This is a genomic window from Pediococcus damnosus (assembly GCF_001437255.1).
GTDB classification, from domain to species: domain Bacteria; phylum Bacillota; class Bacilli; order Lactobacillales; family Lactobacillaceae; genus Pediococcus; species Pediococcus damnosus.
The window spans coordinates 1-15081 of sequence record NZ_JQBD01000016.1 but is presented as its reverse complement, the minus strand read 5'-3'; the positions used below and the strand labels follow the sequence as shown (position 1 = coordinate 15081).

Here is a 15081-nt window from a genome sequence, read left to right as displayed (position 1 = left end):
ATGTAAGTTAATGGCTAGATCTTATTTTAAATAAAAAGGAAGTATTTAATGAAAACAAATGCTTGGGAACAGGATCAAGAATATTTAAGTTTAGTATCAGATTTATTAAAAACTAAAGAAGTTCAAAAATTAGATGAATATACGCAACACCATAATTATACGCGGTTGCAGCATTCAATTTCCGTATCGTATCAGAGTTATTTGATTGCAAAAAAACGGCATCTTAACTTTCGTGCAGTTGCTAGGGCCGGTTTGTTACATGATTTGTTTTACTATGATTGGCGGACAACTAAGTTTGATTTAGGCACCCATGCCTATATTCATCCTCGAATTGCTTTACGAAACGCAGAAAAATTGACTCCTTTGTCACCGATGGAAAAGGATATTATATTAAAGCATATGTGGGGTGCAACAGTTGCATTTCCTAAGTATAAAGAAAGCATGATTGTCTCAATTGTTGACGATTTAGCAGCGACCCAAGAATATTTAGGGCATGTGCAAAAAGAAGTACACTTGTTTTTGAATAAAATCCAAGGTCGTACTTCATAGACGTTAGTTTTAAATGGAGGAAGAGTTATGTCAGAAGCTTTAGAAACTAGGAGTACCATCGATGACTTTTCACTTTGTCCCAAGTTTAGTCGGACGTTTTCAGTTTTAGGCCAGAAATGGAATGGATTAATTATTGAAGTTTTGTTGAACGAAGATTCACAACGCTTCAAGGACTTGGCACACAATGTTCCTAAGTGTAGTGATCGAGTGTTGGTAGAACGTTTGAAGAGTTTGGAAGCCGAGGGAATTGTTGATCGGGTGACTCACAAGAATTCATCTTTAATTGAATATCAACTTACAGAAAAAGGTGAAGCACTACGTCCAGTTATGAGTGCAGTGCATAAGTTTGCTGACTGTTGGTATGCAAACGAAGATTAATAAAAGAATAGTTGACTATTGACCGTTTTTAATCTAATATTTAAGTCAGAAAAGCAATGATGAAGAACAGTAGCTAGTGGCTTTTTAAAGGGAGTATCTGGGTTTGACTGAAATCAGATGCAAAAAACAACATTAGTGAATTCACTTCTGAGTTATTTATTTGAAAAAATAAGTCGGTAAATCGCCGTTATTGATGCCAAGTGTGTGAATATTTTTGTTTACAAACCAGGGTGGTAACGCGATAACTCGTCCCTTTTTCAGGGGCGAGTTTTTTTGTGCAGTTTTTTAAATATTAGGGGGCTTGATGATGGGATTACATGAACAGTTAGAAGAATTAAAAACAAAATCTTTAAAAGAAATTTCTCGGACAGACGGATTGAAAAATTTAGAAGATATTCGTGTGAATGTATTAGGCAAAAAAGGTCCGTTAACAGAAATCTTGCGTGGTATGCGTGACATTCCAAAGGAAGAACGTCCTAAAGTTGGGGAGCTTTCCAATCATGTTCGTGACAATATTGTGACGGCTATTGATGAGAAAAAGGCTGAATTAGAAAAAGCCCATATTGCCAAAAAATTGGAAAGTGAAACAATTGATGTCACTTTACCTGGCAAACCAGTTACGCAAGGACAGCCACATGTCATTCAACAAATAATTGATAATATTGAAGATCTATTTTTAGGAATGGGATACCAAGTTATTCAGGGACCAGAAGTGGAAACTGATAAATATAACTTTGAAATGCTAAACTTGCCCAAAGATCATCCGGCACGCGATATGCAAGATACATTTTACATTACAGATGAAATCTTGATGCGTAGCCAAACTTCTCCAGTTCAAGCAAGAACAATGGAAAAGCATGACTTTAGTAAAGGGCCTTTGAAAATGATTTCACCAGGAGTTGTTTATCGTCGTGATACTGATGATGCAACCCATTCCCACCAATTCCATCAGGTTGAAGGATTGGTCATTGATAAAAATATTACCATGACTGATTTGAAAGGAACACTAGAGGTTTTGGCCAAAGAGCTTTTTGGAGATCGGTTTGAAGTTCGCTTGCGTCCAAGCTATTTTCCATTTACTGAACCTTCAGTCGAGGCTGATGTAACCTGCTTTAATTGTATGGGCAAAGGTTGTTCAGTATGCAAACAGACAGGTTGGATTGAAGTTTTGGGTGCTGGGATGGTTCATCCTAATGTATTAAGAATGGCTGGTGTGGATTCCAAAGTGTATGGTGGTTTTGCTTTTGGACTCGGACCAGATCGCTTTGCGATGTTGCGTTATGGCGTTGACGATATTCGTAACTTCTATCAAAATGATGTCCGCTTCTTGACGCAGTTTTCAAAGAAAGGATAACAACTAAAATGAAAGTTTCTTATAAGTGGTTAAAAGAGTACTTTGATCTTGATGTTGAGCCCAAAGTTCTTGCTGAAAAAATTGAACGTACAGCCGTTGAAGTTGACCAGGTAACACGAGCTGAAGATGGACTTAAAAAAATTATTGTAGGTTATACCTTAGATGTTCGACCGCATCCAAATTCTGATCATTTGAATATCTGTCAAGTTGAAGTAGGCGAAGATGAGCCAATTCAGATTGTTTGTGGCGCTCCTAATGTGGCTAAGGGACAATATGTGATTGTGGCTTTACATGGTGCACGGATTAAAGACAACGTTAAAATTAAACGAAGTAAAATGCGCGGTGAACAATCTAACGGAATGATCTGTGCCTTACAAGAAATTGGTTTTGATGAAAAGGTTGTGCCCAAAGTATACGTAAATGGTATTTATGTTTTTCCAGAAGACAGCGGTGTTAAACCAGGTGAGCCAGTTTATAGTTATTTAGGCATGGATGACGATGTTATTGACACATCTGTAACTCCCAATCGGGGGGATTTGTTCAGCATGGATGGGAATGCCTACGAAATCGGTGCAATTTACGATAAAAAATTAACTTTGAATCATCGTCAACTGAAAACTGTTGATGAAACAGACAATATTGACGATTTATTAAAAGTTAAAATAGATGCTCCTGATGATGTTTTGGCCTACCAAATGGGAATTGTAAAAAATGTCACAATTGCACCAAGTCCTTTTTGGTTACAAGTTCGTTTGATGACGGCTGGCGTCCGACCAATAAACAATGTTGTTGATATTACAAATTACATTATGTTGAAATATGGCCAACCTTTACATGCATTTGACTATGATAAATTGTCTGCAAAAGAGATTCATGTTGGTTATTCACCAGATCAAACCAAGTTTGTAACCCTCGATGGTGAAGAAAGAAGCCTCAAAGCAACGGACCTCATGATTAAGGACGGCGATAAAAATATCGCAATGGCTGGTGTTATGGGAGGCTTAGATACTGAGATTGATGATCATACGCACACAGTGGTTATTGAATCAGCAATTTTTGATCCAATCAAAGTCAGAAAAACCGCTCGTTATCATGTACTTCATAGTGAGGCTTCAATGCGTTTTGAGCGAGGAATCAATCCAGCTACAGTTACCGAGGCCCTCCATGAGGCGTTAGAGTTAGCTGCTCAGTTTGGCGATGGAAAAGCAGTTAAAGATCAAATCACGGCTGTTAAACCAAATCCACAAGCAGTTGAGGTCACACTTGATTTAACTAGAATTAATCATGTATTAGGGACACAACTTTCTGTGGATGAAGTAACTAAAATTTTAGAACGGTTGCAATTCACAGTTCAAGTTACAGATGAAACGTTTGTGGTTACGGTCCCAGCACGGCGTTGGGATATTCATATTCCGGCAGATATTCTTGAAGAAATTGCTAGAATTTATGGATATGATAACTTACCTTCTACTTTACCAACGGGATCAACCACTATTGGCCGTTTGACAACAAGTCAGCAAGTTATTCGTGGTGTTCGGTCCATTTTACAAGGTAGTGGATTGAATCAAGCAATGAGTTATGGATTAACCACAGCGCAGAAAGCCAAACTGTTCATGATGCAATCAAGCGAGGAAACTAAACTTGATTTTCCAATGAGCTTAGATCATGCAGTTCTTCGTATGAATTTAATCAGTGGTTTATTAGATGATGTAGCTTATAATGTGGCTCGAAAAGAAGCCAATGTTGCATTATATGAACAAGGTCGGGTTTTTTATCGTACTGATGGTACAGATCGTCCAACTGAGGTTGAACATTTGGCTGGAGCAATTACTGGCTCTCTTGAGACCAAAAATTGGTATGGAAAAGAAGCTCCCGTTGATTTCTATCAATTAAAGGGGATTGTGGATTTACTTTTGCATGACCTGAATTTTGAGGAATCTATAAGTTATGTGGCAAGTAAGGAATATCCAGAGATGCATCCGGGTCGTACCGCAGATATTTATTTGGGTGACAAAGTGATTGGATTTATGGGTCAAGTACATCCCCAAGTTGCCAAACAATTTAAGATCCCAGAGACCTATGTTTTTGAGTTGGATTTGCAGGCCATCCTAGATGCACCAAAGAAAATTCAACATTATGATCCAATTTCTAAATATCCCGCAATTACTCGTGATGTTGCCCTTTTAATTGATCAAAAGGTCTCTAATACCGAGATTGTGGCTGCTTTACAGGCTGCTTCCAATCGCCATTTAGAAAAAATCCAGTTATTTGATGTTTATGCTGGAAAACACATTCCTGAAGGTAAAAAATCTGTTGCTTATACGTTAACGTATCGTGATAAACATAATACGCTAACTGAAGAAGAAGTGAACAAAGAATTTGAACAAGCAATTGAGTCCTTAAAAAAGGCTTTTAAAGTTGAAATTCGTTAAATTATTTTTATTAAGAACATGTAATTATGTGATCATGACGATGCATAATGGACATGTTTTTAGTATAATAACAGGTAACAGTTTTGGAATGGAGGAAATAAATCTTGGATAATCAAGATGGGAATGCTGATAAACGTAACCAATCGCAAGGGCATTCTATTATTAAGTGGGTAGTTACTATTTTGGCAGTGGTGGTTGTGGCAACTGGATTTGTATTTTATCATTATTTCTCAGATGCTTTAGAGCCTTTAAATCCAGATAGCAAACAACAAATTCAAATTAATGTGCCAGAAGGATCGTCAACGCGCCAAATTGGTTCTATTTTACAGGAGAAAAAGGTTGTTAAAAGTGGTGCGATATTTGATTATTATGTAAAATCACATAACTTAACTGATTTTAAGGCTGGTTATTATGTTTTAAAGCCTTCGATGAGTCTTAATAAAATTGCCACTAACCTTCAAAAGGGTGGTAGTGCAACCCCTGTGCTTTTGGGTAAGTATGTGCTAATCAAAGAAGGCGAGACTATTGACGAGGTTGGAAAATCAATTGGTAAATCATCTGACTTTAGTCAAAGCCAATTCATTGCGCTTATGAAAGACAAATCATTCATAAATAGCCTTTATAAAAAATATCCTGAATTATTAGGATCGGCTATGAAGGCTTCAAATGTGCGTTATCGACTTGAAGGCTATCTTTACCCTGCAACGTATTCACTTGAAAAAAAGACAACGTTAAAAGCAGTTGTTGAACAGATGGTTGCTAAAGAAAATGCAATCTTAGAACCTTACTATTCTAAGATTAAAAAAGAAAAAATGTCTGTTCAAGAAATTCTTTCTTTAGCTGCTTTGGTTGAACGAGAAGGTAATACAACCAGTGATCGAGAAAAAATTGCCGGTGTTTTCTTGAATCGAATTGATGCTAAAATGCCACTCCAATCTGATGTCTCCGTATATTATGCTGTGAAAAAGGCTTTTGGATCTGATTTAACTAAAACTGATTTAAAGAGTGACTCTCCTTATAATTTGAGGGCCAAAAAGGGTTATGGACCAGGACCAGTTAATAACCCAAGTAAGGATTCAGTTTTAGCAGTGCTTCATCCCAAGGCACGAGATAAAAATTATCTCTATTTCGTTGCGAACTTAAAAACAGGAAAGGTTTATTTTTCAGCAACCTATGATGAGCATTTAGCAAATGCTTCAAGTCAGGACCCAAGTAATAAATAATAAATGAGGGCAATTTTATGAAAGTACAGAAAAAGCGTCCTGTTCTAATCGGAGTTACGGGTGGATCAGGAAGTGGAAAAACAACTGTTAGTCGAAAGATTTATAACAATCTTTCGGGACATTCCATCATGACCATTCAGCAAGATTCCTATTATAAGGATCAGGCTGATATGAGCATGGAAGAACGTGCGGCAGTTAATTATGATCATCCGTTGGCTTTTGATACCGATTTACTGATTCATCAATTAAAACAATTGTTAAACTATGAAGCTATTGAAAAACCGGTTTATGATTATACAGAATTGACTAGAAGTAGTGAGACAGCTCATCAAGAACCACGGGATGTGATTATTTTAGAGGGAATCTTGATTTTAGATGATCAGCGTTTGCGAGACTTGATGGATATTAAAGTTTACGTTGATACCGATGATGACATTCGAATCATTCGCCGCATTGAACGAGATATTAAAGATCGAGGTCGGACACTTGATTCAGTTATTACGCAGTATTTAGCGACGGTAAAGCCAATGTTTCATCAATTTGTGGAACCCACGAAACGATACGCAGATATAATTGTGCCAGAAGGTGGCGAAAATACTGTTGCTATTGATCTGTTAACGACTAAAATCAAAGATATTCTTTCTCAAGAGGGACGTGATAACATCTTTCGTGAGGATTAGTGTTTACAAGGCGATTACTTCATGGTACTCTAAAAGCCGTTATATTTTCATTATAAATAAGAGGTGTCTATAAATGGCAAAAGAAAAAACGTACCCGATGACAGAAGCGGGCCGAGAAAAATTACAAAAAGAATTAAGTGAATTAAAAACAAAAACACGTCCAGAGGTAATTGAGCGTATTAAGATTGCAAGAGGTTTTGGCGATTTATCTGAAAACTCAGAATACGAATCTGCTAAAGATGAGCAAAGTATGGTTGAAAGCCGAATTAGTACAGTTGAGCAGATGTTACAGAATGCCGAAATTATTGATAACAATGCAGTAGATGAAGACGTCGTTTCTTTGGGGAAAGTCGTTGAGTTTAAGGAACTTCCAGATGAAGATCCTGAATCATACACAATTGTTGGGGCTGCTGAGGCTGACCCAATGTCAGGCAAGATTTCAAATGATTCACCAATTGCTAAAGCCTTACTAGATCATAAGGTGGGCGATGAAGTTGTTATTTCCACTCCCGGTGGCGATATGCACGTTCAGATCTTAAAAGTTAGCGTAAGCGAATAAGATTAGTAACCAAATAAAAACCGCAAAACTAGGAAATCTAGTTTTGCGGTTTTTTTGGTTTTAATGGCGGTTTTTCTTTATCCACCAGAAGTAACCCATAACGATGATTAAAGCAATAACGCTGACAATTAATCCGATAAACAAGTAAGGTGGCCAATAAGTTAGCACAACATGGTGAGTACCCGCAGTTAACTGAATGCCACAAAATGTTTTAGCAACTTTAATTACTTTTACGGACTTGCCATCAACCTTTGCGTGCCAGCCTTTACCATAAGGAATCGTAGTCATTAAGAACCGGTTTTTCTTAGTAACAGTGATTTTTCCAGCAATTTTGTGACTATTATGGCTTGTTACTTTTAAAGGTGATTCGTTAAGATTTTGTTGTAACTTAGTAAATTTATTCTGATTCAAGCGGTACAAGGTAAAGTTTTCTAACCACAAGTTCATCTTTTTGAGTTGAATTTTAAGTGTAACTGTTTTGCCCTTACTATGATTGGCAAAGTTAACAACGACTGTATTCCGGTAAGGTGAGTACTGCGTAAGTGGTTTTCCATCGACAGTGAAAGTTGCATTGTCTGGATTCAAATCTTGTCCAAAAGTTAAGTAATAGGCATCATTAGTAGGAGGGGTGAATCTAAAGGTAACAACTCCAGGTTTGGAGAGATTATTTTTTTTCAACACACTTCCTGTTAATTTAGTGGTTTGATTAATATTTTGGAAAATAACCTCATTAAAATTTTGAGAGGTAAATAACTTAGACTTTGTTTGGCCAGCTAAACTGCCATATAACTGTGATTGATATTGAATGGGATCCAATTTGCTGCCATTGAAATCCTTAACTGAACTAGAAGCACCAAAGCCAATTGAAAGGGCGTAGGGGTTCTTGTACGTTTGAGTCAAACTATCTTGGCCAATTAATTTGTAACTGCTTAGATCGGGCTTAAACGTTAATGCAGGCAACGTCGCATTGGCTGTTGAAGTTGCCGATGAGCCTAGTTGGTTTGAATCAATATTTTTGGACCAATATTTCATACCTAATAAACTGTCTGTAATCAGGGTTCCGTTGGAGTAGGTAACGAAACCATCGCCATCAGGTTGCCCAATTTTTTGCATAAAATTGGGGATTTGGGTTTCGAACGTAGAACTAAAATGTGAGCCACCATTGAAGGCAGCCTGCATAGCATCATCTTTTGTCCGCATGTAGGTTTTCCCAATTCGGTAAAAACTGGTATCTTGCTTTTGAATTTTACCGATTGTTTTATCTAATTCAGTTGTATAATTTCCAAATTCTGATTGCGAAACAAAAGAAATATTATTTAGTGACAAACAGGCGTTTACGAATACATCCAAAACAATGATTATTGTGATGAGCCAACTAAGGGCTGGCTTTTGACGAAGAAGGATGTACGAGAGTAATCCCAATGCCGCAAACAAACTTCCGATAATTAACTGGTTTTGGTCTACATAGTTTTTAAACGTAGAGAGGTTTAACCACAAATAGATTAAGCCAATCACTAAAATTGCTGCTGAAGTTAGCAGTGCCTTTGGGTTGAAGGTCGGTTTCGAAAATAAATAGCGAGCCGTTAGAAAAATCATCCAAAAACAGACAATGAAACTAAAACGGTAAGGATACCACCAAGGAAATTGCATGGCGTGCCAAAAAAGATTTAAGGGTTGAAAACATAACGATAAGAACAAAAACAAAGAAATGATTGCAGCGGTAATTCGTTCCCGCAGTTTTATGTTTGCACTGGTAAAATATAAAATAAACCCAATCATACAAAAGGCCCCAATAAAAATATTTGGAAGACCCCTAGGCATTTGCTGGAAGTTAAAAGTCCCAGGCAAAAATTTACTAAGCATTTTAAATGGGAAATAATCAAATTTTAATTTGACACTTGTTTCTGTATATTGGGCCTTACTTTGTGTCAAAATATAAAAAGTGGGCATCAAAATCCAAGAGGCAAACCCACCCGATAGCAAGGCACCACTTACAAATCGTTTGCTAGCTGTGAGAATATCGTGAAATGAGGTATAATAACGAGCGCTGTCAAAAATAAAATACAGGATACAGAAAATACATATCATGTATGCCATATAATAATTAATAATTAGCATTAAGCTCAACCATAAAACAAACCAGCGGATTTTACCGTCTGTGAAAATGCGGTCAATTCCGAGGATGATTAGTGGGAGAAAAATAGGAGCATCTAACCAAATCAAATTTAATTGGTTGGCAATAGAAAATCCCATTAATGCATAAGCAGTGGCTAATCCTGGAACAAGCCAATTTGTATGTGGATAAAGCTTTTGCAATAAGATCGCAAATGTTAATCCAGCAAAAGCATACTTAAGGATTGTAATGATAAAAATGCCGGTTGTAATGGACTTCCCCGGGAAGAAAAGCAGGATAAGATTGAAAGGGCTCATTAAATAGTAAGCCCAGGTTCCAGTCATATCACCGCCAATTGCTTTTGAAAAGGAGTAGAAAAAAGCCGTTGGATCGTGTAAGATCGTGTGCCGAAAATAGGCAAAAAGATCTACATATTGTTGACCTAAATCAACTGTTAATAGACTACTTGGCCCAAAGGGAGCCATTTTTCGATAAATAAAGTAGCTGGACATCAATAATAAAGGAATCAAAAAGCTAACTATAAGCTGTTGTTTCCGTGAGCCAATAAGGTGTTTGGTGTTGTGTAAACTAGTTCTTTGCATCATGTTCCTCTTTTCCCAAATTGCTTTCTTTAGCATACCACATTGACTAAGATAATCTAAAAATGTGAACAAGTTATAGAAGCAATTTGATTTTTTTGTTAGAATAGTCTCAGCAGTGTGAAGGAGCTTGAAATTTTGAAATCAAAAAAAACTAGTACTAAGGTTCATAAAAATAAATCAGAATTGCCTTTTCGACTTCATCTAATTTTTGGAATTGTTGTTTTTTTGTTAGTTTTGCTTATTGCGAGGTTAGCGTATTTACAAATTTTTAACGGTTCTAAATATGTGGCTGATGTTGAACGAACAGATACAACGATCGAAACAAGTAATGTTCAGCGAGGGATGATTTACGATTCAACAGGAAAAGTGCTGGTAGGTAATGAATCTCACCAGGCTATTCAGTACACAAAGGGTGTTAATGTTTTATCCAGTACCCTTCGCCAAACAGCAGAGCGTTTAGGAAAATATCTTACGGTATCTACTTCGACACTCTCTGATCAGGATCAGGCTGATTATTATTTGGCTAACTCGAAGAATTTGGAAAAAACTGAAAATAGCTTTAAAAATAATAGTGATTATAGTACCAAGGCTTTATACAGCATGGCAGTAAAAAAAGTCGCTAAAACGGTTACTCTTGATAAAACTGAAAAAAATGCTGCACAGATTTTTAGTTTAATGAACGGTGCTTACGAATTATCGACGGTCTATCTAAAAGAATCTGGGGTTACAAATAAAGAAATCGCAGAAATCGGTGAACATTTATCTGAATTTCCAGGTGTAAAAGTGGTCACGAGCTGGTCACGAGATTATCCAGAAGGAAACTCAATTAAAAGTGTTGCCGGAACCGTTTCAAGTGCCAAAACTGGTTTGCCAAGTGATGAAGTTAACATGTTGTTAGCACAGGGTTATTCACGTAATGACAGTGTCGGACAAAGTTACCTTGAAAAGGAATATGATCCTATTTTAAAGGGAACAAAGTCACAAACGCGAGTTGACGTTAATGGTAACAATACAATTAAAAAAGAAGTTAAGCAGTATGCAGGGAAGAAAGGTGATAATCTTGTTCTCTCCATTAATGCTGCCTTCCAAAAACAGGTTCAATCTGATACGAAAACTGCCGTTTCATCAGCTGGTGGGGAATCTACTGGTGGTTATGTAGTGGTAATGAATCCGAATACTGGAGCAGTATTAGCTTTGGCTGGTGTCGATCGAAATCCAAACACAGGAAAAGTAACAGATAATGCACTTGGGACAATTAATGAACCAATTGTCATGGGTTCTGTTGTCAAAGGAGCAATGGTTACTGGGGCCTTGATGGATGGCGTAATTACCCCAACAAATAGTACATTAACAGATAAACCAATTAGACTAGCTGGTACAGGATCTAAATCATCATGGTTTAACAAGAGTGGGGGCCAAGATATTAGTGTAGATGCTTCGACTGCATTGGAAGTTTCTTCAAACTCTTACATGATGCAATTAGCCATGAAAGAAGGCGGATTTAAGTATTCGCCAGGGGCAGGGTTAACAATGGGGACTGGTGTGTTCTCTAAGATGCGTGGCTATTTTGAGCAGTTTGGGCTCGGGACGGATACGGGGATTGATATTCCTGGAGAATCTGCTGGATATACCGGACCAAGCAATCACGCAAACATTGGTAAGGCACTTGATTTGGCGTTTGGTCAGTATGATGCATATACAACGATTCAAGTGGCCCAATATATTTCTACCATTGCTAATGGCGGATATCGAATTGCACCGCACGTTGTGTCACAGATTAGAGGAACGAATGGCAATGGTGGATTAGGCAAGTTACAAGAAACCATCCAACCTAAAGTTTTGAATTACGTAGATGATACGGCTGCTCAAAAGAAAGTTGTGACAAAGGGGTTGTATGATGTTGTTCACGGAACAAATACGTATAAAACTGGTGGAGCTCTTGCAAGTGTTAGTCCAGAGATTTCTGCAAAAACAGGTACAGCTGAAACGACTACCAATGGTAAATCAACCGTTACACTGAGTTTGGCATCTTATGCGCCTTCAAAGAATCCCAAAGTAGTTGTTGCAGTTGCAATGCCAGGGTTGGGTGAAAGTGCTGAGAGTAACAATATTGACTTGGCAAAGAAAGTTTATTCAGCATACTGGAAAACGGTTCAAGATAAATCTGCGATAAAGGATACAACTAAATAAAGGCAATGGTTCTAAGCATTATAGTATTTTGAAATGGTTCAAAATCAGTTTTATTTTCGTTTAAAAACCGCAAAAAAATTAATTTAGTTGTTTGAATGTATGAATGATACTTGCGTCAGAATACCAAATTGTGGTATCATATTTTAAGTTGAGGGCGCAACGCCCATCAGAACTTATAGTTGGGAGGTTGGAGCTATGCGCGTACACATTACATTAGAATGTACAGAATGTCATAATCGACAGTATCTATCAAGCAAGAACAAGCGTAACAATCCGGATCGTATGGAGTTAAATAAGTATTGCCCACGTGAAAGAAAGGTTACATTACATCGCGAAACCAAATAAGGTTGGAACAAAATGGTCGAATTTTGCTCCGATCTTTTTTATTTTAAAAAAATTTAATAACCCCACAATTTGAGGTGATCTTTATGCAACCAGAAAAGAAAAGACAACGCCAGATTCAATTGAGTCGTCTTCAGGCAATGTCTAAAGAACAAAAAAATCAAGAGGAACTAGCGCTATATAAACAACTATTTGTTAGTGAAGAATGGCAACATGCAAAATCTATTGGCGTGACTTTGAGTGGGGCGGCTGAGGTTAATACACAACCTATTATTGAACAGGCAAAACTTGAAAATAAAGAGATTCTAATTCCTAAAACCTTACCCAAGTGGCAAATGGTGTTTAAAGAATTAACTGATGAGACGAAATTAGTGAAAAGTAAATTTGAAATTTTAGAACCAGACAATCGTGATAATTTTTCAAAATCAAATATTGATTTAATTTTGGTTCCTGGATTAGGATTTGCAACGGATAGCCATTTTAGATTAGGATTCGGCGGTGGTTATTATGATCGATTTTTAAGTGATTATCGGGGTGAAACTGTAAGCTTGGTACTTAGTGTGCAACGCTTCGAGCGAGCTGTTTGGCCTGTAGAAGCACATGATATCAAAATCAAGAAGTTACTCAATAGCGAGGCATAAATATGCAACAAAAATTACGACGTTGGAATCAATATCCATATATGACTATCGGACTAATTATTATTAATTTTATCGTTTTTGGTTTGATGACGATAAGTGGTGGAACCGAAAACACTCAAAATCTTTTGAAATTTGGGGCCATATTTAAACCGCTTGTTCTTCAAAATGGTGAGTGGTGGCGATTAATCAGTGCTATGTTTATTCATATTGGGATTACCCATATTGTGTTGAACATGGTCACTTTATATTTTATAGGGCTGCAAATTGAAAAACTTTTTGGTCATTTTAGATTTTTAATAATTTATTTTGTTGCGGGTATTTTTGGAAATTTAGTGAGTTTACTTTTTGGTAATCCGTTAGCTTTGTCTGCCGGTGCAAGTGGGGCAATTTTTGGCTTATTTGGTGTTTGGTTAATGTTGGGAGAATCTTTTCGTCAGAATCCGTATATTCGATCAATGGCTCGCCAACTTGGTCTATTTGTAATTTTGGCGCTGGTTTCTAGTTTGATGGAGTCAGGCATTGATGTTTACGCACATGTAGGTGGCATATTAGCTGGATTTTTAGTTGGTTATCTTGTTGGGGTACCCAAAATTGGTAAAGTGGACACGGCTAAGCGAATTATTGCCAGTGTGACCCTAGTTGCCTTATTCGGCGTTGCAATTTGGATTTTGTTAACACAATAGCGTTTGCAAAATAACGTTTACAAATTTATTTTTTTCTGTATAATTAATTGGGATGATGTTATGAAAACACTTTATGATGTGCAACAGTTGTTAAAAAAATTTGGTATTTTTGTTTATGTCGGAAAACGACTATGGGATATTGAATTAATGAGCATTGAATTAAAACATTTACACGATGCAGGTGTGGTAGAAGACCAGACCTATATTAAAGCAGTCATGGTTTTGCGACATGAACATCATTTAGAAGAGGTTCACGAAAAAGAACCTAACAAATTATTATAATATTGGAGGAAATGAATAATGGATCGTAAATTGGTCGGAGTTGACCTTGGTGGAACAACAATTAAGTTTGCTATCTTAACAGACAGTGGCGATGTTCAACAAAAATGGAGTGTGGAAACTAACATTTTAGATGAAGGTAGCCACATCGTTCCAGATATTATCGAATCAATTAATCATCATTTATCACTTTATAATATGGACAAATCACAGTTTATTGGGATTGGTATGGGAACACCAGGAACGGTTGATCGGGATGCAGGAACTGTTGTTGGAGCCTATAATCTTAATTGGAAGACAACTCAACATGTTAGAGATGAAGTTGAAGCTGGTACTGGGATTAAGTTTACTATGGACAATGATGCCAACGTTGCCGGACTTGGCGAACGATGGAAAGGTGCTGGCGAAAATGGACAAGATGTTTCGTTTGTTACCTTAGGAACTGGAATTGGCGGCGGATTAATTGCCGGTGGCGAATTATTACATGGAACAGCTGGTGCTGCCGGTGAAATTGGTCATGTAACTGTTGAGCCTAACGGTTACTTGTGCACATGTGGCAAACGTGGTTGTTTGGAGCAATATGCATCCGCAACCGGGGTTGTTCATGTTGCGCGTGACATGGCAGAAGAATTCTCTGGTGATTCCGAATTGAAACGGCAAACAGATGATGGACAAGATATTACATCTAAGCTGGTTTTTGATCTTGCAAAAGGCGGGGATGCTTTAGCAATTCGAGTAGTTGATAAGGTTTCTTATTACTTAGGATTAGCTTTAGGAAATCTTGCTAATACGTTGAATCCAGAAAGCATTGTTATTGGTGGTGGTGTTTCTGCTGCTGGTGATTTTCTTTTAAACCAAGTTAATCATTATTTCCAAGAATTTACATTTACCACAGTTCGTAACTCAACAAGTTTAAAATTAGCACGTCTGGGTAACGATGCCGGAGTTATCGGTGCGGCTTCATTAGCATTAAGCTTTGAGTAAACATTTGGATTAGACCGGGCTTGGATTTCTCCAAGGTCGGTTTTTTTAGGGTCTCTGTCAAATCGTATTGGT

At 37.3% G+C, this 15081-nt stretch carries 14 protein-coding genes and 1 other annotated feature; of the genes, 13 read left to right on the top strand and 1 reads right to left on the bottom strand.

From position 1 onward, the window contains the following. Window positions 1-48 precede the first annotated feature (48 nt). From IV84_RS03600 to greA, 7 genes are all read left to right on the top strand, one after another. Window positions 49-549, top strand: a complete 501-nt coding sequence (locus IV84_RS03600; protein ID WP_046871252.1) for an HD domain-containing protein — start codon at window positions 49-51, stop codon at window positions 547-549. Between the two features lie 27 nt (window positions 550-576). Further along, entirely contained in the window at window positions 577-927 is a 351-nt protein-coding gene (locus IV84_RS03595; protein ID WP_046871253.1) for a winged helix-turn-helix transcriptional regulator, read from the top strand. A 47-nt stretch (window positions 928-974) separates the two neighbouring features. Beyond that, window positions 975-1184, top strand: a binding site (T-box leader). 50 nt (window positions 1185-1234) lie between these two features. Further along, complete coding sequence (gene pheS, locus IV84_RS03590) at window positions 1235-2281, top strand: phenylalanine--tRNA ligase subunit alpha (protein ID WP_046871640.1); 1047 nt, start codon at window positions 1235-1237, stop codon at window positions 2279-2281. Window positions 2282-2289: 8 nt separating this feature from the next. Continuing rightward, entirely contained in the window at window positions 2290-4713 is a 2424-nt protein-coding gene (gene pheT, locus IV84_RS03585; RefSeq protein ID WP_046871641.1) for a phenylalanine--tRNA ligase subunit beta, read from the top strand. Window positions 4714-4814: 101 nt separating this feature from the next. Next, window positions 4815-5936 (top strand): endolytic transglycosylase MltG, encoded by a 1122-nt coding sequence (mltG, locus tag IV84_RS03580; protein ID WP_056986118.1) that lies wholly within the window; start codon window positions 4815-4817, stop codon window positions 5934-5936. Window positions 5937-5953: 17 nt separating this feature from the next. Further along, window positions 5954-6616 carry a uridine kinase gene (udk, locus tag IV84_RS03575; protein WP_046871643.1) on the top strand — a complete coding sequence of 221 codons (663 nt, stop codon included), beginning with the start codon at window positions 5954-5956 and terminating at the stop codon, window positions 6614-6616. A gap of 73 nt (window positions 6617-6689) precedes the next feature. After that, window positions 6690-7175 (top strand): transcription elongation factor GreA, encoded by a 486-nt coding sequence (gene greA, locus IV84_RS03570; RefSeq protein ID WP_046871644.1) that lies wholly within the window; start codon window positions 6690-6692, stop codon window positions 7173-7175. Window positions 7176-7235: 60 nt separating this feature from the next. Here greA and IV84_RS03565 read toward each other — a convergent pair whose 3' ends face one another. After that, window positions 7236-9890 carry a YfhO family protein gene (locus IV84_RS03565; RefSeq protein ID WP_056986117.1) on the bottom strand — a complete coding sequence of 885 codons (2655 nt, stop codon included), beginning with the start codon at window positions 9888-9890 and terminating at the stop codon, window positions 7236-7238. A 135-nt stretch (window positions 9891-10025) separates the two neighbouring features. On the opposite strand from IV84_RS03565, the gene IV84_RS03560 reads away from it, so the two are divergent. The 6 genes from IV84_RS03560 (at window position 10026) to IV84_RS03540 (ending at window position 15009) form a co-directional block, all read left to right on the top strand. Continuing rightward, complete coding sequence (locus IV84_RS03560) at window positions 10026-12080, top strand: penicillin-binding transpeptidase domain-containing protein (RefSeq protein WP_155515904.1); 2055 nt, start codon at window positions 10026-10028, stop codon at window positions 12078-12080. 195 nt (window positions 12081-12275) lie between these two features. After that, entirely contained in the window at window positions 12276-12425 is a 150-nt protein-coding gene (rpmG, locus tag IV84_RS10675) for a 50S ribosomal protein L33 (protein ID WP_080945532.1), read from the top strand. A gap of 83 nt (window positions 12426-12508) precedes the next feature. After that, on the top strand, window positions 12509-13063 hold the full coding sequence (locus IV84_RS03555) for a 5-formyltetrahydrofolate cyclo-ligase (RefSeq protein ID WP_081036070.1): 555 nt from the start codon (window positions 12509-12511) through the stop codon (window positions 13061-13063). Window positions 13064-13065: 2 nt separating this feature from the next. Beyond that, a complete protein-coding gene (locus IV84_RS03550) occupies window positions 13066-13746 on the top strand; it encodes a rhomboid family intramembrane serine protease (RefSeq protein ID WP_046871648.1) in 681 nt (226 codons plus the stop codon). A gap of 60 nt (window positions 13747-13806) precedes the next feature. Continuing rightward, entirely contained in the window at window positions 13807-14028 is a 222-nt protein-coding gene (locus IV84_RS03545; RefSeq protein WP_046871649.1) for a YqgQ family protein, read from the top strand. A gap of 18 nt (window positions 14029-14046) precedes the next feature. Beyond that, the gene (locus tag IV84_RS03540) at window positions 14047-15009 is read left to right on the top strand and encodes an ROK family glucokinase (RefSeq protein WP_046871650.1); all 963 of its coding nucleotides are present in this window, start codon (window positions 14047-14049) and stop codon (window positions 15007-15009) included. Window positions 15010-15081: the final 72 nt, after the last annotated feature.

Bases quoted from the DNA above. Each gene is read 5' to 3' on its own strand.
- IV84_RS03555 (WP_081036070.1), top strand. From the start codon at position 12,509: ATGCAACCAGAAAAGAAAAGACAACGCCAGATTCAATTGAGTCGTCTT.
- pheS (WP_046871640.1), top strand. From the start codon at position 1,235: ATGGGATTACATGAACAGTTAGAAGAATTAAAAACAAAATCTTTAAAA.
- IV84_RS03600 (WP_046871252.1), top strand. From the start codon at position 49: ATGAAAACAAATGCTTGGGAACAGGATCAAGAATATTTAAGTTTAGTA.
- IV84_RS03540 (WP_046871650.1), top strand. From the start codon at position 14,047: ATGGATCGTAAATTGGTCGGAGTTGACCTTGGTGGAACAACAATTAAG.
- IV84_RS03595 (WP_046871253.1), top strand. From the start codon at position 577: ATGTCAGAAGCTTTAGAAACTAGGAGTACCATCGATGACTTTTCACTT.
- rpmG (WP_080945532.1), top strand. From the start codon at position 12,276: ATGCGCGTACACATTACATTAGAATGTACAGAATGTCATAATCGACAG.
- IV84_RS03550 (WP_046871648.1), top strand. From the start codon at position 13,066: ATGCAACAAAAATTACGACGTTGGAATCAATATCCATATATGACTATC.
- IV84_RS03545 (WP_046871649.1), top strand. From the start codon at position 13,807: ATGAAAACACTTTATGATGTGCAACAGTTGTTAAAAAAATTTGGTATT.
- udk (WP_046871643.1), top strand. From the start codon at position 5,954: ATGAAAGTACAGAAAAAGCGTCCTGTTCTAATCGGAGTTACGGGTGGA.
- pheT (WP_046871641.1), top strand. From the start codon at position 2,290: ATGAAAGTTTCTTATAAGTGGTTAAAAGAGTACTTTGATCTTGATGTT.
- IV84_RS03565 (WP_056986117.1), bottom strand. From the start codon at position 9,890: ATGCAAAGAACTAGTTTACACAACACCAAACACCTTATTGGCTCACGG.
- greA (WP_046871644.1), top strand. From the start codon at position 6,690: ATGGCAAAAGAAAAAACGTACCCGATGACAGAAGCGGGCCGAGAAAAA.